Origin of the sequence: Roseococcus sp. YIM B11640 (assembly GCF_049727625.1) — a bacterium.
In the GTDB taxonomy this organism is placed as follows: Bacteria; Pseudomonadota; Alphaproteobacteria; order Acetobacterales; family Acetobacteraceae; genus Roseococcus.
Genome location: NZ_JBBJOZ010000001.1, coordinates 197621 through 219305, shown reverse-complemented (window position 1 = coordinate 219305; position 21685 = coordinate 197621). Strand labels below are relative to the sequence as shown.

Annotated in this window: 24 protein-coding genes; 20 read left to right on the top strand and 4 right to left on the bottom strand. The window is 68.6% G+C overall.

Going from position 1 to position 21685, the window contains the following annotated elements; genetic code table 11:
* The first annotated feature begins 42 nt into the window (after positions 1 to 42).
* The 7 genes from WJM96_RS01085 to WJM96_RS01055 all read left to right on the top strand — a co-directional run bounded on the left by WJM96_RS01085 (position 43) and on the right by WJM96_RS01055 (position 4971).
* Positions 43 to 570: an HAD-IIIA family hydrolase gene (locus WJM96_RS01085; RefSeq protein ID WP_424810567.1), complete on the top strand. Its 528-nt coding sequence runs from the start codon at positions 43 to 45 to the stop codon at positions 568 to 570.
* Positions 567 to 1019, top strand: coding sequence for a protoporphyrinogen oxidase HemJ (gene hemJ / locus WJM96_RS01080; protein ID WP_424810566.1), 453 nt, complete (start codon positions 567 to 569; stop codon positions 1017 to 1019). The genes WJM96_RS01085 and hemJ overlap by 4 nt, the downstream gene beginning before the upstream one ends.
* Positions 1019 to 1492, top strand: coding sequence for a hypothetical protein (locus tag WJM96_RS01075; RefSeq protein ID WP_424810565.1), 474 nt, complete (start codon positions 1019 to 1021; stop codon positions 1490 to 1492). The genes hemJ and WJM96_RS01075 overlap by 1 nt, the downstream gene beginning before the upstream one ends.
* 169 nt (positions 1493 to 1661) lie before the next feature.
* Positions 1662 to 2954, top strand: coding sequence for a transcription termination factor Rho (rho, locus tag WJM96_RS01070; protein WP_424810564.1), 1293 nt, complete (start codon positions 1662 to 1664; stop codon positions 2952 to 2954).
* Positions 2955 to 3431: 477 nt separating this feature from the next.
* Positions 3432 to 3671 (top strand): YMGG-like glycine zipper-containing protein, encoded by a 240-nt coding sequence (locus WJM96_RS01065; protein ID WP_424810563.1) that lies wholly within the window; start codon positions 3432 to 3434, stop codon positions 3669 to 3671.
* Positions 3668 to 4228 carry an HD domain-containing protein gene (locus WJM96_RS01060; protein ID WP_424810562.1) on the top strand — a complete coding sequence of 187 codons (561 nt, stop codon included), beginning with the start codon at positions 3668 to 3670 and terminating at the stop codon, positions 4226 to 4228. Before WJM96_RS01065 ends, WJM96_RS01060 begins: the two co-directional genes overlap by 4 nt.
* Complete coding sequence (locus WJM96_RS01055) at positions 4225 to 4971, top strand: N-acetyltransferase family protein (RefSeq protein ID WP_424810561.1); 747 nt, start codon at positions 4225 to 4227, stop codon at positions 4969 to 4971. The genes WJM96_RS01060 and WJM96_RS01055 overlap by 4 nt, the downstream gene beginning before the upstream one ends.
* Here the strand turns inward: WJM96_RS01055 and WJM96_RS01050 are convergent, their stop codons facing one another.
* Both WJM96_RS01050 and WJM96_RS01045 read right to left on the bottom strand, forming a co-directional pair.
* Positions 4972 to 5946 (bottom strand): quinone oxidoreductase family protein, encoded by a 975-nt coding sequence (locus tag WJM96_RS01050; protein ID WP_424810560.1) that lies wholly within the window; start codon positions 5944 to 5946, stop codon positions 4972 to 4974.
* Entirely contained in the window at positions 5943 to 6425 is a 483-nt protein-coding gene (locus WJM96_RS01045; RefSeq protein ID WP_424810559.1) for a methylated-DNA--[protein]-cysteine S-methyltransferase, read from the bottom strand. Before WJM96_RS01045 ends, WJM96_RS01050 begins: the two co-directional genes overlap by 4 nt.
* A 98-nt stretch (positions 6426 to 6523) precedes the next feature.
* On the opposite strand from WJM96_RS01045, the gene mnmE reads away from it, so the two are divergent.
* The 5 genes from mnmE (at position 6524) to WJM96_RS01020 (ending at position 12034) form a co-directional block, all read left to right on the top strand.
* Positions 6524 to 7843: a tRNA uridine-5-carboxymethylaminomethyl(34) synthesis GTPase MnmE gene (gene mnmE / locus WJM96_RS01040; RefSeq protein ID WP_424810558.1), complete on the top strand. Its 1320-nt coding sequence runs from the start codon at positions 6524 to 6526 to the stop codon at positions 7841 to 7843.
* A gap of 65 nt (positions 7844 to 7908) precedes the next feature.
* Entirely contained in the window at positions 7909 to 9780 is a 1872-nt protein-coding gene (mnmG, locus tag WJM96_RS01035; protein ID WP_424810557.1) for a tRNA uridine-5-carboxymethylaminomethyl(34) synthesis enzyme MnmG, read from the top strand.
* Positions 9758 to 10375, top strand: a complete 618-nt coding sequence (rsmG, locus tag WJM96_RS01030; protein ID WP_424810556.1) for a 16S rRNA (guanine(527)-N(7))-methyltransferase RsmG — start codon at positions 9758 to 9760, stop codon at positions 10373 to 10375. The genes mnmG and rsmG overlap by 23 nt, the downstream gene beginning before the upstream one ends.
* Before the next feature lie 19 nt (positions 10376 to 10394).
* The gene (locus tag WJM96_RS01025) at positions 10395 to 11189 is read left to right on the top strand and encodes a ParA family protein (protein ID WP_424810555.1); all 795 of its coding nucleotides are present in this window, start codon (positions 10395 to 10397) and stop codon (positions 11187 to 11189) included.
* 2 nt (positions 11190 to 11191) lie between these two features.
* The gene (locus tag WJM96_RS01020; RefSeq protein ID WP_424810554.1) at positions 11192 to 12034 is read left to right on the top strand and encodes a ParB/RepB/Spo0J family partition protein; all 843 of its coding nucleotides are present in this window, start codon (positions 11192 to 11194) and stop codon (positions 12032 to 12034) included.
* On the opposite strand, the gene WJM96_RS01015 is transcribed toward WJM96_RS01020, so the two are convergent.
* Complete coding sequence (locus tag WJM96_RS01015; protein WP_424810553.1) at positions 12024 to 13139, bottom strand: serine hydrolase domain-containing protein; 1116 nt, start codon at positions 13137 to 13139, stop codon at positions 12024 to 12026. The genes WJM96_RS01020 and WJM96_RS01015 overlap by 11 nt on opposite strands.
* Positions 13140 to 13255: 116 nt before the next feature.
* Between WJM96_RS01015 and WJM96_RS01010 the strand changes: the two genes are divergently transcribed.
* The 8 genes from WJM96_RS01010 to WJM96_RS00975 all read left to right on the top strand — a co-directional run bounded on the left by WJM96_RS01010 (position 13256) and on the right by WJM96_RS00975 (position 20294).
* A complete protein-coding gene (locus tag WJM96_RS01010) occupies positions 13256 to 14227 on the top strand; it encodes a tripartite tricarboxylate transporter substrate binding protein (protein WP_424810552.1) in 972 nt (323 codons plus the stop codon).
* Between the two features lie 46 nt (positions 14228 to 14273).
* Complete coding sequence (locus WJM96_RS01005; RefSeq protein ID WP_424810551.1) at positions 14274 to 15287, top strand: Ldh family oxidoreductase; 1014 nt, start codon at positions 14274 to 14276, stop codon at positions 15285 to 15287.
* On the top strand, positions 15280 to 16047 hold the full coding sequence (locus WJM96_RS01000) for a TrmH family RNA methyltransferase (protein WP_424810550.1): 768 nt from the start codon (positions 15280 to 15282) through the stop codon (positions 16045 to 16047). The genes WJM96_RS01005 and WJM96_RS01000 overlap by 8 nt, the downstream gene beginning before the upstream one ends.
* A gap of 35 nt (positions 16048 to 16082) precedes the next feature.
* Positions 16083 to 17189, top strand: coding sequence for an ABC transporter permease (locus WJM96_RS00995; RefSeq protein WP_424810549.1), 1107 nt, complete (start codon positions 16083 to 16085; stop codon positions 17187 to 17189).
* A complete protein-coding gene (locus WJM96_RS00990) occupies positions 17186 to 17962 on the top strand; it encodes an ABC transporter ATP-binding protein (RefSeq protein WP_424810548.1) in 777 nt (258 codons plus the stop codon). The genes WJM96_RS00995 and WJM96_RS00990 overlap by 4 nt, the downstream gene beginning before the upstream one ends.
* Positions 17962 to 18978 carry an MlaD family protein gene (locus WJM96_RS00985; RefSeq protein ID WP_424810547.1) on the top strand — a complete coding sequence of 339 codons (1017 nt, stop codon included), beginning with the start codon at positions 17962 to 17964 and terminating at the stop codon, positions 18976 to 18978. Before WJM96_RS00990 ends, WJM96_RS00985 begins: the two co-directional genes overlap by 1 nt.
* Positions 18975 to 19574: an ABC-type transport auxiliary lipoprotein family protein gene (locus WJM96_RS00980; protein ID WP_424810546.1), complete on the top strand. Its 600-nt coding sequence runs from the start codon at positions 18975 to 18977 to the stop codon at positions 19572 to 19574. The genes WJM96_RS00985 and WJM96_RS00980 overlap by 4 nt, the downstream gene beginning before the upstream one ends.
* Before the next feature lie 249 nt (positions 19575 to 19823).
* Complete coding sequence (locus WJM96_RS00975; protein ID WP_424810545.1) at positions 19824 to 20294, top strand: DUF2939 domain-containing protein; 471 nt, start codon at positions 19824 to 19826, stop codon at positions 20292 to 20294.
* Positions 20295 to 20315: 21 nt separating this feature from the next.
* Here WJM96_RS00975 and WJM96_RS00970 read toward each other — a convergent pair whose 3' ends face one another.
* On the bottom strand, positions 20316 to 21575 hold the full coding sequence (locus WJM96_RS00970) for a UbiH/UbiF/VisC/COQ6 family ubiquinone biosynthesis hydroxylase (protein WP_424810544.1): 1260 nt from the start codon (positions 21573 to 21575) through the stop codon (positions 20316 to 20318).
* Positions 21576 to 21685 lie beyond the last annotated feature (110 nt).

Below are 21685 nucleotides of genomic sequence, written 5' to 3'. Positions count from 1 at the left end.
GGCGCTGTGCGGGTGGCGCATCCGTGCTATCCCGTTGAACCCATGGAGACGACGCGCGCGCGGCCCTGCGCCTTCCTCGACCGGGACGGGGTCCTCATCGAGGATACGGGCTATCCCCACAAGCCGGCCGAAGCCGTCTGGACGCCCGGCGTCATGGCCGCCCTCCGGCGGCTGAATCAGGCCGGCCTGGCCGTCTGCCTCGTCACCAACCAGGCCGGAGTGGCCCGCGGGCTCTACGACGAGGAGACGGTGGCGCGCTTCCACATCTGGATGGCAGCCGAGGCGCGCGCTGCCGGCGCCCGGATCGATGGCTTCGCCTATTGCCCCTTCCACGAGGCCGCACAGCAGGAGCGCTACCGGCGCGAGAGCGCCCGCCGCAAGCCGCGTGCGGGCATGATCGAGGATTGGCTCGCCCTTTTCCCCCTGCGGCGCGAGGGCAGCTTCCTGATCGGCGACCGGGAGACGGACATGGCGGCGGCAGCAGCAGCGGGAATTCCGGGCCATCTCTTCCCGGGAGGCGACCTCGACGTCTTCGTCGCCGGCATCCTGGACCAAAGGGCGGCGGCATGACGCTGGATTTCCTGGCGCCGGCCTATTCCTGGGTGAAGGCGCTGCACCTCATCGCCGTCATCTCCTGGATGGCCGGGATGCTCTATCTGCCCCGGCTGTTCGTCTACCATTCGGAGATCGCGCCCGGCGGCGTGGAGCACGCGCGCTTCGTGACCATGGAGCGGCGCCTGCTCAAGGCCATCATCAACCCGGCCATGGCGGCCACCTGGCTGCTGGGCCTGACCCTGGTCCTGACGCCGGGGGTGATCGACTGGAAGGCGGGGTGGTGGCACACCAAGCTGCTCTGCGTGCTGCTCATGAGCGGCTTCCACGGCTACCTCTCCAAGAACCAGCGGGCTTTCGCGGCGGATGAGCGGCCGAAGAACCAGCGGCACTGGCGCATCATGAACGAGATGCCGACGCTGCTCATGATCGTCATCGTCATCATGGTCATCGTGAAGCCCTTCTGATGGCATCCTGGCGCCCGGCCGTGGCGGGGGGCCTTGCCTTCGTCGTCTCCATGGCGGCGGAGGTCGGCGTGCTGGCCGCGATCGGCGGCGAGGGGCGGCTTCCCATCATGCCGGTGCTGGTGGCTCCCCTGGCGGAGGAAGGCGCCAAGCGGCTGGCGGCCCAGGGATTGTCGGCGACCTTTGGGGTAACCGGCCTTGGCTTCGGCGTCATCGAAGGGCTGCTGAAACTGCTGGAATGGGGACCGGGGGCCTTGCCCGGGGCCGTGGCCTCGCTGTTGCAGCACTGGGCCTATGGCCGCTGGATGGAGCGGGCAGGGTTCTGGATCGCCCTGGGGCTCCATGCGGCGTTCAATGCCCTCAGCTTCGTGCCGGTTCCGTCGTGGCCCTGGATGGGGCTGATGCCGCCCCTCCTGGCCGCCCTGCTGCTGGCGGCGAGTTTCCGGGGCAAATTTCCTTCCCCTGGGGGGCGTTGACGTCAGGTCAAGGGCTCCCTAGGTTTCGGCTGCCGGTTCGTGGGACCACCCCTGGGCCGGTCCCTCCCCTTCCAAACGCCGATCCGCCAAATGCCTTCGCGCATGATGCGGCCCTCGGGGCAGCCACCACCGCCCCCCGCGTTTTCCCTGCTTTATCTTCGGATGCTGCATGCACCTCTCTGAACTCAAGGCCAAGACGCCGCCCGAACTCCTCGCTTTCGCCGAGGAGCTGGGCGTCGAGAACGCGTCCATCCTGCGCAAGCAGGACATCATGTTCGCCGTCCTCAAGACGCTGGCCGACAACGACCAGGCCATCTACGGCGAAGGCACGCTGGAGATCCTCTCCGATGGCTTCGGCTACCTGCGCAGCCCGCAGGCCAACTTCCTGCCTGGCCCCGATGACATCTATGTGAGCCCCGCCCAGGTCCGCCGCTTCGGCCTGCGCACCGGCGACACGGTCGAGGGCCAGATCCGCGCGCCCAAGGATGGCGAGCGCTACTTCGCGATGCTGAAGGTCAATGCGGTCAATTTCGAGCCGCCCGAGAACCTCCGCCACCGCATCAACTTCGACAACCTGACCCCGCTCTACCCGAACCGGCGCCTCAAGATGGAGAACCCGGAGCTCGAGAAGGAGAAGGAAAAGGAAGAGAAGAACAAGGGTCCGGCCAAGGACTACACTCACCGCGTCATCGACCTGATCGCGCCCATCGGCATGGGCCAGCGCGCCCTGGTCGTGGCGCCGCCGCGCACCGGCAAGACGGTGATGCTGCAGAACATCGCGAAGTCGATCACCGCCAACCACCCCGACGTCTTCCTCATGGTGCTGCTCATCGACGAGCGCCCGGAGGAAGTGACGGACATGGCGCGCACCGTGCGCGGCGAGGTCGTGGCCTCGACCTTCGACGAGCCGGCGACGCGCCACGTGCAGGTGACGGAAATGGTGCTCGAGAAGGCCAAGCGCCTGGTCGAGCATAAGCGCGACGTCGTGATCCTGCTGGACTCCATCACGCGCCTCGGACGCGCTTACAACTCGGTCGTGCCCTCTTCGGGCAAGGTGCTGACAGGCGGCGTCGACGCCAACGCCCTGCAGCGCCCGAAGCGCTTCTTCGGCGCGGCGCGCAACATCGAGGAAGGCGGCTCGCTCACCATCATCGCCACCGCGCTGATCGACACCGGCAGCCGCATGGACGAGGTGATCTTCGAGGAGTTCAAAGGCACGGGTAACTCCGAACTCATCCTCGACCGCAAGCTCTCGGACAAGCGCGTCTTCCCGGCGATCGACATCACCAAGAGCGGCACCCGCAAGGAAGAACTGCTGGTGGATCGCGCGACTCTCTCGAAGATGTGGGTGCTGCGCCGCATCCTCAACCCGATGGGCACGCAGGATGCGATGGAGTTCCTGTTGGACAAGCTGAAGTACAGCAAGACCAACCAGGACTTCTTCGACGCGATGAATACCTAAGTCGCTCCCAGCGGTTTCCACGCGCGGGATATCCTTCGCGGCTTGAAGCAGAAGAGAACGCGGGCGGAATTCCGCCGATCCGCGTTCATTTTCCTGCCACCTTTCCCCGCCACCTTCTTCCCGTTTCGGGGAAGTCGCCACCATGACGGGGAAACTCGCCATTCTTGCCGGTTTGATCGGGCTTCTTGGCCTGTCGGCCTGCAATGAGAACTATCGCGGCTATGGCAACAATCGCGGGTACTACGGCGGGCGCGGCTACAACAGCGGCTATCGCCCTCCGCCGCCCCGTTATGACCGGCCACCGCCCAGGAATTACAATTCAGCGCCCAGCCGCCCGCCGTCGCAGAACTGGAACCGCGGCGGAGGGGGAGGCGGGGGCGGAAATCCGATTCCGGGCCCTCCGCCGCGTCCGGCGCCGCCCGGCGTCGATACGAATCCTCACCAGGGCAACTGAACTACAAGGAGTACCAGTATTTTATGAGTAAGCTTTTTCTTCCCCTCGGTCTGCTCGCCGCTCTCGGCACCTCCGCCTGCACCAACCCCTATAGTGAGGGCCAGCGCGCCGCAGGCGGCGCGTTGATCGGCGCAGGCTCCGGCGCCGCGCTGGGCGCTATCTTCGGCGGCGGCCAGGGCGCCGCGATCGGTGCCATCACGGGCGGCGCGGTCGGCGCGGCAACGGGCGTGATCACCACGCCGCAGCGTCCACGCGGCTATTGAGCCCGAAGGTTCTGGTGGCCGCGCATTTCGCGGCCACCGTCCACACCACGCACCGCCGGAAAGGGGCGGCGCAGGAGCCATACATCAACCATCCGCTGGAAGTGGCCATGCTGCTCGCGGAGCACGGCGCGCCAGAGGACGCTGTCCTGGCCGGGCTGCTGCACGACACGGTCGAGGACAGCTCGGACGATCCAGAGCCCGTCACGCTGGAGATCCTGGCCGAGCGCTTCGGCGCCGAGGTCGCCGCGATCGTCGGCGAGGTCTCGGACGACAAGAGCTTGCCGAAGGAGACCCGCAAGGCCCTGCAAGTGAAGGCCGCCGCCAAGAGCTCGGATGCCGCCAAGCAGGTGAAGCTGGCCGACAAGATCTCTAACCTCCGCGCCATCATGTCGGCACCGCCCGCCTCCTGGGATCATGCGCGTCGCGTCGAGTACGTCGGCTGGGCCGGGCGCGTGGTCGCCGGGCTTCGCGGGGTAAACCCCTCCCTGGAGGCCCTGTTCGACGCGACGTATCGTACGGCGATGGAATCCCTCGCACGTGAGGCTGCCTCGACTTGACCGATCTTTCGCTGGCCCATGCCTTGGAGCGCGCGACGCTCAACGCCCTGCCCTCGCCTCGCGTCCGCTTCGATGGGCCCTTCGTGGTCCGCGCCTTCCTGGGCGGCACGGGGCGCGCCAACGCGGCGTGCTCCCTCGACCCCTCGCCCGATCCTGGCATGGCGGAGCGCGTGCTGCGGATCGAGGCGCATTACCGGCGGCTCGGCATGACGCCCCGCATTCGCTCCTCGGCCCTCGATCCGCAAGGCCTGGGCGCGCATCTGCACGCCACCGGCTGGGCCGAGGATGACCACAGCCTCGTCACCTGCGGCCCGGTCAGCGCCTTCGGCGCCGCCCAGCCCGACGTCGAAGCGCATGACGAGCCTGTCGCAGATTGGATGGAGGTACTGGGGACAGTCGAATATCAGTCCGACGCCCGCCGGGCGGAGAAGGTGAACGCGGTGCCGCTGTTCGCCATCCCCGCAGCCTGGCTTGTACTGCGGATCGAGGGCCGTCCGGCAGCCGTGCTCTCCACGACCTGCGACGGCGAATTCTGCGGGTTGTTCGACCTTGCGGTCCGGCCGGAATTCCGCCGGCGCGGGCTGGCGGCGCGCATCGTGGCGGCCGCCGCCGATTGGGGCGCCCAGCAGGGCGCACGGCACATGTTCGCCCAGGTCTCAGCGGCCAATGCGCCGTCGATAGCACTTCAGGCCGGGTTGGGCCTCGTGGAACGCTATCGGTACAGCTACTTCACGAAGAAATAGTCACGGAAGCAGGACGGTGCTGCCGGTGGTCTTGCGTGCCTCGAGATCCCGGTGGGCCTGGGCCGCGTCCTTGAGCGCGTAGCGCTGGTTCACATTCAGCTTCACCTTACCGCTCGCCACCACATCGAAGAGGTCCTTCGCGACCGCCTCGAGATCCGAGCGCTTCGTCGTGTAGGAGGCGAGCGTGGGCCGCGTCAGGTAGAGCGAGCCCTTGGCGGCCAGGATGCCGATGTCGATGGGGGGCACGGCGCCCGAGGCGTTGCCGTAGCTCACCATCATGCCCAGCGGCGCCAGGCAGTCGAGCGAGGGGACAAAGGTGTCGCGGCCAACGCTGTCGTAGACCACGGGCAGCATGGCGCCGCCCGTGATGCGCTTCACGGCCGCGGGCAGATCCTCGCCCGTCATGACGATGTGGTCGGCGCCGTGGCCGCGGGCGAGTTCGGCCTTGGCCTCGGTGCTGACAGTGCCGATGACCGTGCAGCCGAGCGCCTTGGCCCATTGCACCATGATCAGCCCGACGCCGCCCGCTGCGGCGTGCACGAGGATCGTCTCGCCCGGCTTCACGCGGTAGGTGCTCCGCAGCAGGTACTGCGCAGTCATCCCCTGCAGCATCATGGATGCCGCATCCTCGAAGCCGATGCTCTCCGGGATCTTCACGAGGCGGTCGGCTTTCATGCTCCGCGCCTCGGCATAGGATCCGATGGGGCCGGAGGCATAGGCCACGCGGTCGCCGACCGCGACCTCGGTCACGCCTTCGCCGATCGCCTCGACGATACCCGCGCCCTCCATGCCGATGGAGGTGGGCAGCATGGGCGCCTTGTAGAGGCCGTTGCGGAAATAGACGTCGATGTAGTTGAGGCCCACGGCCTTGTGGCGGACCAGCGCCTCGCCGGGCTTGGGATGGGGGACCGGAACCTCCTCCCAGATCATCTTCTCGGGGCCGCCGTATTCGTGGATGCGGATGGCGTGGTTCATAGGAGGGTTCCTCCGGCCGTGAAGGGCCGATTGAGAGCGCGAGCCTCGAGCTCGAGCAGGAAAAGTTTGGTGACGGTGCCGTTCAGGCCCGAATAGCCGCCTATCCCGCCGCCCGACGCCAGCACGCGATGGCAGGGGATGATGATGGGGATGGGATTGGCGCCATTGGCCTGACCGACGGCTCGCGCGGCCGAGGAGACCTCGCGCGCGATGTCGCCATAGGTCCGGGTCTCGCCTGCGGGAATGCGGCACAGTGCGTCCCACACGCGGCGCTGGAACGCCGTGCCGTGGGGAGCGAGCGGAAGCTGGAAGCTCACCCGCTTGCCGTCGAAATAGTCGTGAAGCTGGTCACGGCCTTCCTTCAGCAGGGGTGTCGCCTCCTGGTCCGCGCCCCGGCCCCAGTCGAGGGCGACGATGGCCCCGTCCTCTTCGGACAGGGTGAGCTCGCCCAAGGGGGAGTGAAGTGAAAGCTGGGGCATGTTTCCCGATATTGCAGGCGAGAAGATGCAGCACCGGGTGGGGGGCGCCGTCAAGCGGCGGCCTGGAAGGGCGGCAGGCGCGCGGGTAAACGTCGCATGTGGATAGGACAGAGATCGGGCGGGCGGCTGGGGCGCCCATTTTCGCGCTGGCGAGCGGCGCGGGGCGGGCAGCCCTGGCCGTCATGCGGCTTTCCGGCGACAGGGTGGACCGCATTCTGGGCGCCTTGCTGAAGCGCCTGCCGGAACCGCGGCGCGCCAGCCTGCGGGCCCTGCGTCACGGCGGAGAGGTACTGGACCGCGCGCTGGTGCTCTGGATGCCAGGGCCGGCCAGCTACACGGGAGAGGACAGCGCGGAATTCCACCTCCATGGTGGCCCGGCCGTCATCGCGGCCGTGGCGGAAGCGCTGGTAGCCCTGGGCGCCCGGCCGGCCGAACCCGGCGAGTTCACGCGTCGCGCCTTCCTGAACGGAAGGCTGGACCTGACCGCCGCTGAGGGCATCGCCGATCTGATCGCGGCGGAGACGGAGTCCCAACGGCGCCAGGCGCTTCGCCAGGCCGATGGCGGGCTGGCAGGGCGCCTCGACGAATGGACGGCTCGCCTGGCGCGCCTGCTCGCCCGGCAGGAGGCCTTCATCGAATTCGAGGACGAAGATCTCCCCTCCGACCTGGATGCGCGCGTCGCCAAGGACGCGGCGGAACTGCAGGAGGAGTTGGCGGCCATGCTGCAGGAGGGAGCGCGCGGAGAGAAACTGCGCGACGGCTTCTCCATCGCGATCCTGGGCGCGCCGAATGCTGGAAAATCCTCTCTTCTCAATTATTTATCGGGGAGTGACGCCGCCATTGTCTCCCCTCTCGCGGGAACGACGCGTGACGTGGTGGAGGTCCGGCTCGCCCTGGCCGGCGTGCCGGTCACGCTCGCCGACACGGCGGGCCTGCGCGCGGCGATGGACGAGATCGAAGCTGAGGGCGTCCGCCGAGCCCTGCAGCGCGCGGAGCAGGCCGATTTCCGCTTGCTGGTCTTCGCCGCGGATGCGCAGCCGGACGAAGCCACGCTGGCATTGCGGGGAGCGGATACGCTCGCGGTGGTGAACAAGTCCGATCTCGGCACCGCATCAATCGACGCGCTCCCCGTTTCCGCGCGCACGGGCGATGGCATGCAGGAGCTGCGGCAAGGGCTGGAAGAGGCTGTGGCGGCGCGGGCGGGAATGAGCACGCAGGCCACCCTGACCCGCCCCCGGCATCGCGCCGCCCTTACGGAAGCCGTGGAATGGCTTGGGCAACTGCCTTCGGCCCCGCTGCCGGAGCTTCGGGCCGAAGCCTTGCGCGGCGCGTTGAGTGCGCTGGGGCGGATGACCGGCCGGGTGGATGTGGAGCGCGTGCTCGACTTGGTCTTCGGCGAGTTCTGCATCGGCAAATAGAGCGGGCGCCTGATGCGCCGGATCTGCGTTTCCGCCTTCGCGGATCAGGCGCTATAGGGCGCGCTATGCGGGATGCATCCTTCGATGTCGTGGTGATTGGCGGCGGGCACGCTGGCTGCGAAGCAGCCGCGGCAGCAGCGCGCTGCGGCGCGCGCACGCTTCTCCTCACACATGACCCTGCTAAGCTGGGAGAGATGTCCTGCAACCCGGCCATCGGCGGGATCGGCAAGGGCCACCTGGTCCGCGAGGTCGACGCTCTCGACGGGCTGATGGGGCGCGCCGGCGATGCGGCCGGCATCCATTTCCGGCTCCTCAACCGCAGCAAGGGGCCGGCTGTCCGCGGCCCTCGCGCGCAGGCCGACCGAATGCTTTACCGCGCGGCCGTGCAGGCCCTTCTCGCCGAGACCTCCGGACTGACGGTGATGGGCGAAGCCGCCGAGGACCTCGTGCTAGAAGCCGGCCGAGTTCAGGGCGTGTTGACCGCTTCGGGCCGGCAGATTGACTGCGGCGCGGTTGTCGTCACCACCGGGACCTTCCTGCGGGGCGTCATTCACATCGGCGAGACGCGCATTCCAGCGGGGCGCGTGGGCGAGGCGCCCTCAATCGGGCTCGCGATGGCGCTCGCTAGGCTCGGCCTGCCGCTGGCGCGCCTCAAGACGGGCACCCCGGCGCGCCTCGACGGGCGGACGATCGACTGGGCCAGCCTGGAGATGCAAGCCGGCGATGCCGAGCCGGAGCCGCTCTCCTGGATGACAGAGAAGATCACCAACCGGCAGATCGAATGCGGGGTGACACACACCACGCCCCGGACGCACGAGATCATCCGCGCCAATCTCAGCCTCTCGGCGGTGTATGGCGGACGGATCGAAGGTGTGGGCCCGCGCTACTGCCCTTCGGTCGAAGACAAGGTGGTGCGCTTCGCCGATCGGGAACGGCACCAGATCTTCCTGGAACCTGAAGGGCTGAACGACCACACGGTTTATCCCAACGGCATTTCCACGAGCCTGCCGGAAGACGTGCAGCGGGCGATGATCGCCAGCATCCCCGGCCTCGAGCACGCCGCCATCCTGCGGCCGGGCTATGCCATCGAATACGATCATGTCGATCCGCGCTCGCTGGAGCCGACGCTTGAATGCAAGGCCGCGCGAGGATTGTTCCTCGCCGGGCAGATCAACGGCACCACGGGCTATGAGGAAGCCGCTGCGCAAGGGCTGCTGGCGGGAGTGAACGCAGCTCAGGTCGCGGGATCGGGCAAGGCCTCGGCGAGCCTGAACCGCGCCGAAGCCTATCTCGGCGTCATGGTGGACGACCTGACCTTGCAGGGAGTGAGCGAGCCCTACCGCATGCTCACCGCTCGCTCCGAGTTCCGGCTGAGCCTGAGGGCCGACAATGCCGGCATGCGGCTGACCGAAACCGGCTTGCGCTGGGGCTGCGTGGGCCAGATCCGCGCCGCCCGCCACCAAGCATTTGTGCGTGACGTCGGGGATGCCATCGCCCGGGCCAGGACTGACGGCGCAACCCCGGCCGTCTACGCGGCAGCCGGCATCCCCGTGAACCAGGACGGCCGTTGGCGCAGCGCCTTCGAGGCCCTGGCCCTGCCTGCCATGACGCCACAGGGCGCGCGGGGCCTTTTTCCGTGGCTGAACGACCTGTCGCCCCGCGTCCACGACTACCTGATGGCCGAGGCGCTCTACGAACCCTATCTCCGCCGCCAGGACGCCGAGCGCCGACTGGTGGAACGAGAAGAAGAGCAGCGTATTCCGTCGGATATCGACTTCGCCGGCGTGGCCGGCCTCTCGCGCGAGATGCAGGACCGCCTTCGGCGTGCGAGCCCTGCCACACTGGGCGGTGCCGGCCGGTTGCCGGGCGTGACGCCTGCCGCCATCGCCGCGCTCGCCATCCACCTTCGCCGGAATGTTTCACGTGAAACACCCTGAGCTCGACCTGGCAGATGTTTCACGTGAAACAACGGAGCGCCTGCGGGCCTATCTTTTGCTCCTGATGTCCTGGAACCAACGCATCAACCTCGTGGCGAACGCCCCCGAGCAGGAGCTGTGGTCACGACATATCATCGATTCCTGGCAGCTTCTTCCGTTGCTGCCCGACGAAGGCGTGCTGGTCGATCTGGGCTCAGGTGGCGGACTTCCCGGGCTCGTCCTGGCCATCGGACGCGAGCGGCCGACGCATCTCGTGGAATCTGACCGTCGCAAGGCGGCCTTCCTTCTGGAAGTGTCGCGCGCACTGGGGTTGAAGCATGTCACCATCCACGTCTCGCGAATCGAGGCGGCGAAGGTGCCGCCGGCACAGGTAGTGACGGCGCGCGCGCTCGCGCCGCTGAAGGAGCTTCTGCCGATGGCAGCACGAATCCTGGCCCCCGGCGGCGTCGCCGTGTTTCCGAAGGGCCGAAGCGCCGATGTGGAGTTGACGGAAGCCTCCCCCCATTGGTCTATGCAGACAGAGCGGTTCGCGAGCCGGACCGACCTGCAAGCCACCATCTTCCGTCTCAGCGAGATCCGTCCTGCCAGTGCCTGACCCAGCTGCCACCCGAATCATGGCCCTCGCCAACCAGAAGGGGGGCGTCGGCAAGACTACGACGGCAGTGAACCTGGCGGCCGCGCTCGCCGCCCGTCACCGCGTCGTGCTGATCGATCTCGACCCGCAGGGAAATGCCTCGACCGGTCTCGGCATCCCTCGCGCGGAGCGCGGCGCCGGAAGTTACTCGCTGCTGGTCGAAGGCCGGCCCCTCGCTGAGGTGCTGCGTGAGACCTCGGTACCCAACCTCTCGATCGTGCCGGCCGACCCCAATCTCGCGGGCGGGGAGCTGGAGCTGGTGGACCTCGCGAAGCGCGAGACACGCCTGCGCGATGCGCTGGATCAGGGACGCGATGCGCTCAAGGGCGTGGACTGGGTGCTGCTGGACTGCCCGCCTTCCCTGGGGCTCCTGACACTCAATGCGCTCGTGACCGCCGAGGCCGTGATGGTGCCTCTCCAGGCCGAATTCTACGCGTTGGAAGGCGTATCGCAGATTATCCAGACGCTGGATCGGGTGCGGGCTGGCTTCAACCCGTCGCTGCGCCTCGAAGGCATCGTGCTGACGATGTTCGATCGGCGGAACAACCTCTCGGAAGCCGTCGCAACCGACGTCCGCGGCTTCTTCGGCTCGCAGGTCTACGACACTGTCATCCCGCGCAATATCCGCGTGTCCGAGGCGCCTTCGCATGGCCTGCCTGTCACGCTCTACGATCCGCGTTCCCCTGGCGCCGAGGCCTATGCGAAGTTGGCGACGGAGTTCCTGCGACGTCATCGAGCGCGCATGCGCGAACTCGCCAAATCGGAAGGCGCCTGAGCATGGCCAAGCCCCCGCCTCTCGGCCGCGGCCTCTCCGCCCTGCTGGGCGACGCCGCGGCCGCCGGCCCCTCGACCCCAGGGCTGCGGAACCTGCCGATCTCGGCCCTCGAACCGGGCCCCTTTCAGCCACGCGAGGCGATGGACGAGGCCGCCCTGGCCGAACTCGCCGCCTCCATCCGCGAGCATGGCGTCCTCCAGCCGATCCTCGTGCGCCCCATCAAGGGCAAGCCGAACCAATTCCATATTATCGGTGGCGAGCGCCGCTGGCGCGCGGCCCAAGCGGCCGGCCTGCATGAAGTCCCTGCCTTGGCGCGCGACTTCTCCGACCGCGAAGCGATGGCCGCGGGCCTTGTCGAAAATCTTCAGCGGCAGGATCTCAACTCGGTGGAGGAGGCGGAGGGCTACAGCCGCCTCGTGGACCAATTCGGACTGACGCAGGACGCGCTGGCCCGCGCCGTGGGCAAGAGCCGGCCGCATGTCGCGAACACGCTGCGCCTCCTCAACCTGCCGCCGCGCGTGCGGGAACTGCTGCGGGAGGGGGCTTTGACTGCAGGCCATGCCCGTGCCCTGCTAAGCGCGAAGGATCCGATTGCCGCTGCCCTCCTGGTGGTGGATCGCGGCCTCAACGTCCGGCAGACCGAGGCACTCGTCTCGGTCAAGAAAATCGGCGCCGCGCCGCGCCAGCCCAAGTCGGATGCGGAGACACGGGCCCTGGAGCGGCAGATCACGGAACACCTCGGGCTCAAGGTCGCCATCCGCCACGGTCCTCGTGGCGGGCAGGTCGTGCTCTCCTACAAGGACCTCGATCAGCTCGACGGCCTGGTGCGCCTGCTTACGAAGTAATCGCCGTGTGGGCGAGGGTGCTCACCGTGTCCATGCGCGGGCCATGGAAGGCATTGTCCTGCCGCGTGTTCGAGAGGAACGCGAAGGAGACACCGGAAACGGGGTCCGCCCAGCAATAGGACGAGCCCACGCCGCCATGGCCGAAGGTCCTGGGATGGGCGATGGCGCCAAGCCCGCGTGAGGCAGCCGTCTCCCCGCGCAGATGCGGTCCCAGGCCTCGATGCATCGCGATCTCGTTGTACTCGTCCACTCGGTCGCCCGTGTAGTTCCGCACCGCATAATCGATCATGCGTGGCGAGAGGATGCGCTTACCCGCGAGCACGCCGCCCTGCGCCAGCGCCTGGTAGAAGGCCGCCATGGCGCGGGCGGTGCCATAGCCACCCCCGCCCGGGATGCCGGCCGCACGATGCGCAGGCGTTCCCTCGGGCATGCGGACGCTACCGTCGGGGTCGTGCATGTCGGCGGCCCGAACATGCTGCTCGGCCGGAAGGCCCACGAAGAGCTCATCGCCAAGCCCCAGCGGCGCGATAATCCGCCGGCGGATGTAGGCGCGGTGGTCTTCGCCGGTCACCGCACGGATCACCGCCGCGGCCACCCAATGGGCCGCCGCGGGGTGGTAGCGTACGCGGCTGCCCGGCGCACATTCCAACGCGAAGCCGCAGACGACCTCGCGAATCCGAACAGGATCCTCCCACGCCGAGGCGGGCACCTCCGCCGAGGGAAAGCCCGCCTGGTGAGTCAGCAGCTCGATGAAGGAGATCTGCCCCTTTCCATGCGCCTCGAAGCCCGGAAGGTGCTCGGCGATCGCGTCGGTAAGGCGGATCGCGCCGTCTTCCGCCAGGGCCCAAAGCGCCGCGGCCGTGATGACCTTGGTGTTGGAATACAGAAGCCAAAGCGTTCCCGGGGTAGCGGCCGAGCCCTTGCGAGCGTCGCCGAAGCTTCGGAAGAGCGCGAGCTTACCGTGCCGAGCCACCGCCACCTGTGCGCCAGGATGCTTGCCCGCGGCGATATCGGCCTCGATCCGTCGGCACATCAGGTCGAGGCGCGCGGGGTCCAGGCCCAGCTCCTCGGGCGTGGCATCGGGAAGGGGGAAGGCTTCGATCATCGGCGTCTCCTTTCCCTGCATCTCGCCAGAGGCCGGCATGCTTGCCAACCGCCCCTGCGAGGGAAGTAAGCTCCCACGCAAGCGGGACGGCCGAGCCCGCATACAGGGAGAATCGCATGCCGATCGCTCGCCGTCAGGCGCTGGGGCTGCTCGCCGCCGCGCCCGCGACCGCCCTTGCCCAGGCAGCCGCCTTCCCCGATCGGCCGGTGCGCTACATCGTGCCCTTCACCCCTGCCGGCCTCACCGACATCATGGCGCGCCTCGTCGCTCATCGGCTTGGCGAGATCTGGAACAGGCCCGTCGTCGTCGAGAACCGCGCAGGCGGCAACGCCATGATCGGGGCCGACGCGGCCGCCAAGTCATCGCCCGACGGGCACACGCTGCTCGCTATCACGCTGGCGCATGCGGTGAATGTCAGCCTCTTCCCGCAGGCACCCTACGACCTGGTACGCGACTTCGCGCCCATTTCTGTCCTGGGATCCCTGCCGCTCGTCGTCTGCGTGAACCCGTCCAACCCGGCCCGGACGCTCAGCCAGCTCATGGAGCAGGCGCGGCAGCGGCACATGAACGGCGGCTCCTCCGGCAACGGAACGCCACCGCATCTGGGGCTGGAGCTACTGCGCCGGGCATCGGGTGCCGGCGGGAACATCACCCATGTGCCGTATCGCGGCGGCGCACCCTCGGTCACCGACCTGGTCGCGGGCAATCTCGACCTGATTGTCTCCAACCTTCCCGAATGCCTGAGCCAATTGCAATCCGGCCGGCTTCGCGGCCTCGCGGTGACTGGCGCCCAGCGGCACCGCCTGTTGCCGGACGTGCCGGCCGTAGCGGAACTCGGCTCGCCGGAGATGGAGATCACGAGCTGGACCGCGATGGTCACCAACGCCGCCACTCCCCGCGAGGCTCTTCAAGAAATCTCCCGAGCCACCGGCCTCGCGCTGCAGGATGCCGAGCTTCGCCGACGCGCCGAGGAAGGCGGCTTCGATCTTCTCGGATGGGACGCCGACCGCAGCGGAGGCTTCATCCGCCAGGAGATCGACCGCTGGGGCCGGCTGGTGCGCGAGGCGCATATCCAGGCCAATACCTGATGCCTCTCGCTTGCCGCGCCCGCCGATCCAGGCTTGAACCGGCACCATGACCGAACCGCGCCGATGGAGCCTCGCGGAGGCCCAAAGCCTGGCCGCGCGCGCGCTGCGCGCAGCCGGCGCCAGCCCCGCCATGGCCGAGGATACCGCGGCGGCCCTCGTCGCCGCGGAAGCCGAGGGACAGGCCGGCCATGGCCTGTCGCGCGTCAGCATGTATGCGGGCTTCCTTCGGGAGGGGCGGGCGGACGGTTCGGCCCAGCCCCGCGTCACGGCCGCCCGCGGGGGTGCTGCCCTCGTTGATGCCGGCAACGGACTGGCCTATCCCGCGCTCCGGATGGCGGAGGACCAAGCCGGACGCCGCGCGCTCGCACATGGCGTAAGCTTCGTCTCGGTCACGAACAGCCACCACGCCGGCGCCATGGCGCTGCCCGTCCGGCGTTTGGCCAGCCGGGGACTGGTGGCCCTGGCTTTCACCAACTCGCCCTACGCCATGCCCGTTCCGGGTGGACGCCGTCCGCTTCTCGGAACCAATCCGGTTGCTGCCGCCTTTCCCCGCCGGGACGCCCTGCCCATGGTCGTCGACCTGGCCCTTTCGGAAGTGGCGAGGGGCAAGATCATGGTCGCGGCGAAGGAAGGCCGGCCCATTCCGGAGGGATGGGCCTTCGACGCCGAAGGCCGCCCCACGACGGACGCCCGGGCCGCGCTGGACGGAGCCATGCTCGCGGCAGGAGGCGCCAAGGGCGCGGCCCTGGCCTTAGTAGTGGAGCTGCTCTGCGTCGCACTCGGCGGTGCCGCCTTCGGCTTCGAAGCCGACAGCTTCTTCGCCCCATCGCCTAACCCGCCCCGCCTTGGTCATGCCCTTCTGGCCATCGATCCATCGGCCTTGGCCGGACGCGAAGCCTTCCTTGACCGGATGGAAGCTCTGGTCGGGGCCATGCTGGCCGAAGATGGCGTGCGCCTCCCCGGAACCCGCCGCGACAGCCTGATCGCTCAAGCCCGTGTCGATGGTATTTCGATATCGAAACAACTGGAAGAACAGCTTCGGTCCCTCGCTCATGTCTGAAACTTTCGACACCCGACCGCCGCGCCGGCCGGATCCCCAGCGCATTTGCGGGCTAAACGCCGTCCGCGCGCTCTTCATCCGCCGTCCCGAACAGGTGCTGCGCCTTCATTATCTGGCCGAGCGGCGGCAGGTGGCCGGCCCGCTGTGCCGCTATCTCGCCCGGCATCATCGCGCCTATCGCCAGGTCCTTGAGGACGAACTCGCCCGCATCGCGGGGACGGAGCATCACGGCGGCATCGTCGCCATCGCCGAGCCACGGCGCGCCCTCCCCTTGCCGAGCCCGCCGCCTCCCCTCCTCTTCGCCGGGCCCCTGCTGCCCGTACTCGACGGCATCGGCAATCCACACAACCTCGGCGCCATCGCCCGGGGCGCAGCCTTCTTCGGCGCCAAGGCCATGCTGCTCTCCGGCGATGCCCGGCAGGCCGACCTCTCGGATGCGGCCTTCCGTACCTCGGAGGGCGCACTGGAACATCTCACCGTCTTCCGTGCTGAGGATCTCCCCTCGGCGCTGCGCCGCCTCCAGGGCCGCCTGCTCATCGTGGGTGCGGCCGCTTCCGGCGGCGTTCCACCAGAGGCCATCCCGCGGACCAAGCCGATCGCCCTCGTCATGGGCGCCGAGGAAACTGGTCTCTCCGCCCCGATCCTTGCGGCCTGCGAGGCCAGGGTGACGCTACCGGGATCGGGCCTGGTCGAAAGCCTCAACGTGGCGGCCGCCACCGCCGTCCTGATGCATGCGTTAGGTTCACGCTCCAGCCCTTGAACCGCGCCCCCCGGGCGGCGCATGGTCTCGCCCGCATGTCTGCCGATCCATTCCAGGCCGAAACCCAGGCCGGACGCCTTCTCCTGCGTTTCTCCGGGCCGCTCGATACCGCTGCCGCCGTCCGGCACTGGGAAGAGGCTCACCGCAAAGCCCGGGGCGCCGGCGCCGTGACGCTCGATGCGTCCGGTGTGACGGCACTCGATTCGGGCGGCGCGGCACTGCTCGTCTCCCTCGCGGGCCCGGAAGCCGAATGGCACGAGCCGACGGATGCGACGGCACGGGGCGTCCTGGACCGCTTCCGCAGCGGCCTGGGCCCGCCGGCGGCGCCCCAGCGCCACCACCACAGGCACTTCCGGCCGATCACCGCCCTGGGTGCCTGGACCGTCGGCCGTTTCCGGCTCCTGCTCGCACGCCTCGATTTCTTCGGCGAAGCCGCCGTCACCACCGCCGGCCTTACCGCCAAGCCATGGCAGTTGCGCTGGAGCGAAGTGCTGCGCCATCTCGACGAAGCCGGCACCCGCGCCTTCGGGCTTTGCCTGCTGATCGGCACGCTGTTTGGCGTCATCCTCGCCTTCCAATCCTCGGTACCCATGCGGCAGTTCGGCGCAGAAATCTTTATCCCTCAGCTGGTTGGGATTTCCGTGACTCGCGAGCTCGGGCCGCTCCTGGCGGGGGTGGTCCTGGCCGGCCGCACCGGCTCCTCCTATGCGGCTGAGCTCGGCACGATGCGCGTCAACGAGGAGGTGGACGCGTTGCGGACGATGGGCCTTGATCCCATGGCGTGGCTCCTGGTCCCGCGGATCGTCGCATCCACCCTCGTGATGCCGGCGTTGAGCATGGTCATGAACATTTCAGCCATCATCGGGATGGGCTTCGTCATGGCCGGGCTCGGCTTCCCGCCCATCGCCGTCGCCAACCAGCTCGAACAGTGGCTTTCCCTCGGGGATCTGGCGGGAGGCCTCGGCAAGAGCGCCATCTTCGGACTGGCCATCGGTTATGTCGGCTGCCGCTGCGGCCTCAATGCCGGTGCCGGCCCCCGTGCCGTGGGGGATGCCGCCACCGGTGCCGTGGTGGGCGGCATCATTTCGCTCGTGCTGCTGGACGGTATCTTTGCCGTTCTCTTCTTCCGGCTCGGCTGGTGACGGCCGCCACGGACGCCGACCGGCCCAAGGAGCCGGTGATCCAGGTGCGAGGGCTGGCCAAGCGGTTTGGTCCCCGCACCCTGTTCCGCGATGTCAGTTTCGACGTCCGCCGCGGCGAGATCTTCGTGATCCTGGGCGGCTCGGGCTGCGGCAAATCCACCCTGCTCAAACTGCTCATCGGGCTCCTGGAGCCAACGGCGGGCCAGATCGATGTGCTCGGCGAGGACTGGGCGAAGCTGCAGGACAAGGCACGGCGCTCTCTGCTCCAGCGCATCGGAGTCATGTGGCAGTCCGGCGCGCTGCTGGGCTCGTTCAACCTCGCGGAGAATGTCGAGATTCCGATCGAGGCGCATACGGCCCTTCCGCCCGAGGCACGAGCGCTCATTTCCCGCGCCAAGCTCGGCCTCGTCGGGCTCCGCGACGCGGCCGGGCTGCTGCCGGCGGAGATCTCCGGTGGCATGCTCAAACGTGCCGGCATCGCGCGGGCCATGGCGCTCGATCCCGAGATTCTTTTCCTGGATGAGCCCTCGGCCGGGTTGGACCCCATCACCTCCGCCGGGCTCGACAAGCTGATCGTTTCCCTGGCACGGGAAACCGGCACCACCTTCGTGGTGGTGACGCATGAGCTTCAGTCGATCCTGGCCATCGGAGACCGCTGCATCATGCTCGACAAGGAGGCTCAGGGCATGATCGCCGAGGGCGATCCCAGAAAGCTGCGAGACGAAAGCGAACACCCGACCGTGCGCGCTTTCTTTCGACGGGAGGCCATGTGATGGCGCGCTCGCGAAGGGTCTATCTCTCTGTCGGCATCATGGTGCTGGTCGCCATGGCCCTGGTGCTGGCCTTCGTCCTCTTCCTGACCCAGAACCGGTTGCGGACGACCGACTCGGTCATGGAGACCTATCTGCGCGAGAGCGTGCAAGGGCTCGAGGTCGGCGCGCCCGTCCGCTACCGGGGCGTGGCGGTCGGCCGCGTCACGTCTATCGGCCTCGCCTCGGCCGAGTACCGGCGGCCCGAGGGAGAACCCTTCGCGGGCGCCTTCCAGCTTGTGGTCGTGCGTTTCGCGGTGAATCTGGCCGTGGTCGGCGACATTCCCGAGGCGGAAAACGCCGTGGAGCTCGGGCTGCGCGCCCGGCTGGCGAGCCAGGGCATCACCGGCGTCTCGTATATCGAGCTCGACTTCGTGGATCCGGACCGCAACATCCCGCCGCGCGTGCCATGGACCCCGCGCTACAAATTCATTCCGGCGGTTCCATCCACCGTCGCGCAGGTCACGTCGGCCGCCGAGAATATCATGCGGCAGCTGCAGGACATCGATTTCGCCGCCCTGTTCGGCAACCTCTCCGGCCTTGTCTCGACTCTCCGGGACCAGGCGCAGGGGCTTGAGCTGCAGCAGGCGGTGAACGAGGCCACAGGGCTCCTGGCCGACCTGCGGCGGGTGGTGGCCGAGGCGAATCTGCCGGCGGTCGCCGAAGACGTCCGCGGAACCTCGGCCTCGTTCCGGGCCCTCGCGCAGTCGCCGGATATCCAGAGAGTGCTCGATGGCCTGGCGACCGCCGCGCAGGACCTCCGGCGCAGCACGGCTCAATTGCCCGGCACCCTGCGCCAGATCGAAAGCGGCGTGCGCGGCGCTCGCAGCGTGACGGGCGATTTCCAGGCCGATCTCATCCCCATCCTGCGCGATCTTCGGGCCACCGCGGCCAATCTGCGCGACACGACCGAGGCACTGCGGCGCTCGCCTTCCCAGGCCATCCTGGGCGCGCCGCCCCCCGCCGGAGCCCCCCGATGAATCGCCGCGCCCTCCTCATCGTTCCGCTCCTGAGCGGATGCTCCGTCCTGCCCGACCGGCCATACATCGAGACACGCCGCTATGCGCTGGATCCGGAGAGGCCCAGCTCGGCACCACGCGCCGCTCGGGCGCGCGGAGTTCTGCTGGTGCGGACGCTGCGGGCCGGGCCCGGAATGGAGACGCGCGGACTGCGCCTACTTCGCCCCGACGGCACCCTGGGGAGCACCTTCTACGACGAGTGGCTCGCTCCTCCCGCTGAGCTCGCCGAGAATGCCCTGCGCCAATGGCTCATCGCATCCGGCATCTTCACCGCCGTTACCGCCCCCGGGTCTCGCCTCACGGCGACCGTGGTCCTGGAGGCCGGGCTCGTCACCCTTCAGGCGGAGCCGGGCCAGGCCCGGGCCGCGATGAGCGCCCTGCTTCTTGGGCAGGCGAGCGGCATCGGGGATCCGCGCGTGCTGGCTCAGCGGCCCTTCGAAGCGACCAGCCCCTTGCCGCCTGAAGCCTCAGCCGTGCAACAGGCGGCGGCCATGCAGGCGGCTCTGGGCGTCGTCTTCACGCAGCTGGAACGCTGGATCGCCTCAAACGTCCTATAAAATGGACGGCGTTAATCTCTTGCTCACCGCTCCACCTCCATAGTCCCAAAATGGAGACCGCGTCTCCGTTCGAGGGATGTCTCGCTGCTGGCGGGACGAGGAGGCGACATGGCCGCGGCAGCATCCAGTATTTGGGATGAGATTTGGGCGGAGTTCGATGCTCGGCAGGCGCGGGGCGCTCCCCCAACACTGGTACGGACAGTTCCAAGCCAGGCTCCGCGGATTTCGGCCAAGCCGCGTTTGGCGCCAGTGGTCGCCCTGATCGGGTTCTTGGTGGGCGCACTTTATCTGGTCAGCCCGATCGCGCAGGCTGTTGGCGTCGCTGGCGCGATCCAGCGTCGCGACAGCGCGGCCCTGTCGGAACGGATCGATTGGAACAGCCTCGCGCCCGCCGTCGAGACCGAGCTGGCGCGCGAAGCCATGCTGCCGGAAGCCACTCCCGGCTTTCTCGTCGACATGGCGCAGGAGCTCGGCCGCCGTCTCACCTCGCCCGAAGAACTGACCGCGCTCCTCTACGAGCGCTTTTCGGATGCGACGGCTCGGGGCCGCGACATGCTCGGGGCCATCCGGATCCTGGGCCTGGACCGTTGGGAAGTGACGTTGACGGCGCCTCATTCACCCGGCCGCCGGCTCCGTATGGAGTTGACGCTTGCCGATCCCATACGGCTGCGCTGGGTCATCAGCGCCGTCGCCCTGCCGAGCCGCGCGGGCAGGCTGTAGGGAAGACGGCTGCCCCGGCCTTCAGCCGAGGGCGCGCAATCCCATCGCCTGCCGAGCGAAGGCGCGCTTGAGCGGCGGGAGACGGTTCACGGCCGCGATCCCGAGGCGCCTCGCCAGTCGCACTGGCCCGAAGTCATTGCCGAAAAGCTTTTCCAGCACATGCGTCGCGCCGATCATCATCAGCGCATCTGGGCGCCGCCGCGCCTGATAGCGCGCCAGGAGGGCCGGGCTGCCGACATCCTGGCCGGCGGCATAGGCCTCCGCCACCAGCTCGGACAGCGCGGTCACGTCCCGGAAACCGATGTTCAACCCTTGCCCGGCAATCGGGTGCATCCCGTGGGCCGCGTCGCCCACCAGCGCAAGCCGTTCGGCCACGTACCGGGTCGCGTGCATGGCGCTCAGCGGATAATGCCACCGGCGTCCGATCGGCTCGATGGCGCCGAGATGATCTCCGATCCGCCGGCGCAGCTCGCGCGCGAAATCCGCGTCGGGAAGCGCCAGCATGCGCTGCGCCACCGGCCGCCGCTCCGTCCAAACGAAGGCGGAAGCATGCGGAAGGGCGCTCGTCCCGAAGCTGCCGAGGTCGGAGAGCGGCAGCTGCGCGAAGGGCCCCGCCGGCAGGAAGAGTTCCAGGGCGCGGTTATGGTGGGGATTCTCGTGCGCAAAGGCCCCGACGAGACCGATCTGCCCGTAGTCGTGGCGCGCGACGCCGATACCTGCGGCCTGGCGAAGCGGGCTGTTCCGCCCTTCGGCGCCCACCACCAGGCGCGCCCGGATATCCCGCCCATCGGCCAGATGCACCGTCACGGCGTCCGGCCCACGTTCCACCCTCGCTGTCATGGGCGCGTAGACGGAGAGGTTGGGCAGGTGCGGCAGCCTTGCATTGAGCGCCACACGCAGGGCCCGGGCCTCGACCATCCATCCGAAGGGATCCTCGGCCACTTCGGCGGCTTCGAAATCCAGATCGAGCGGGGAAGGGGCTTCGCCGACACGCCCATCCGCCACCTTGATGCCCTCGATGGGACAGGGCGTGGCGGGCAGGCGGTCCCATACGCCGGCGGCCTCCAACAGCCGCTTGGATGCAAGGGCGATCGCATAGGCGCGGCCGTCGAAGCCGGCCATCGCCATTGGCGGCAGCGGGGCCGCGTCCACGACCGCGCAGGGAACTCCACGTGCGGCAAGGGCGGCGGCGAGCGTGGCGCCGACCGGGCCTGCGCCGATGATCGCCACCGCGACGTCTTCGGGCGGAGGAGGCAGCGTGTCAGGCAAGGGTATGCTCATGGCGCCGAGCTTAACCCAACCCCTCGCCGAACGAGAGCCACCTCGGCGCCGCCGAACTTCACGCCGCGCGTGGGCGTCTCTGCTTAAGATTCGGGCAGATTTGTCCGTAA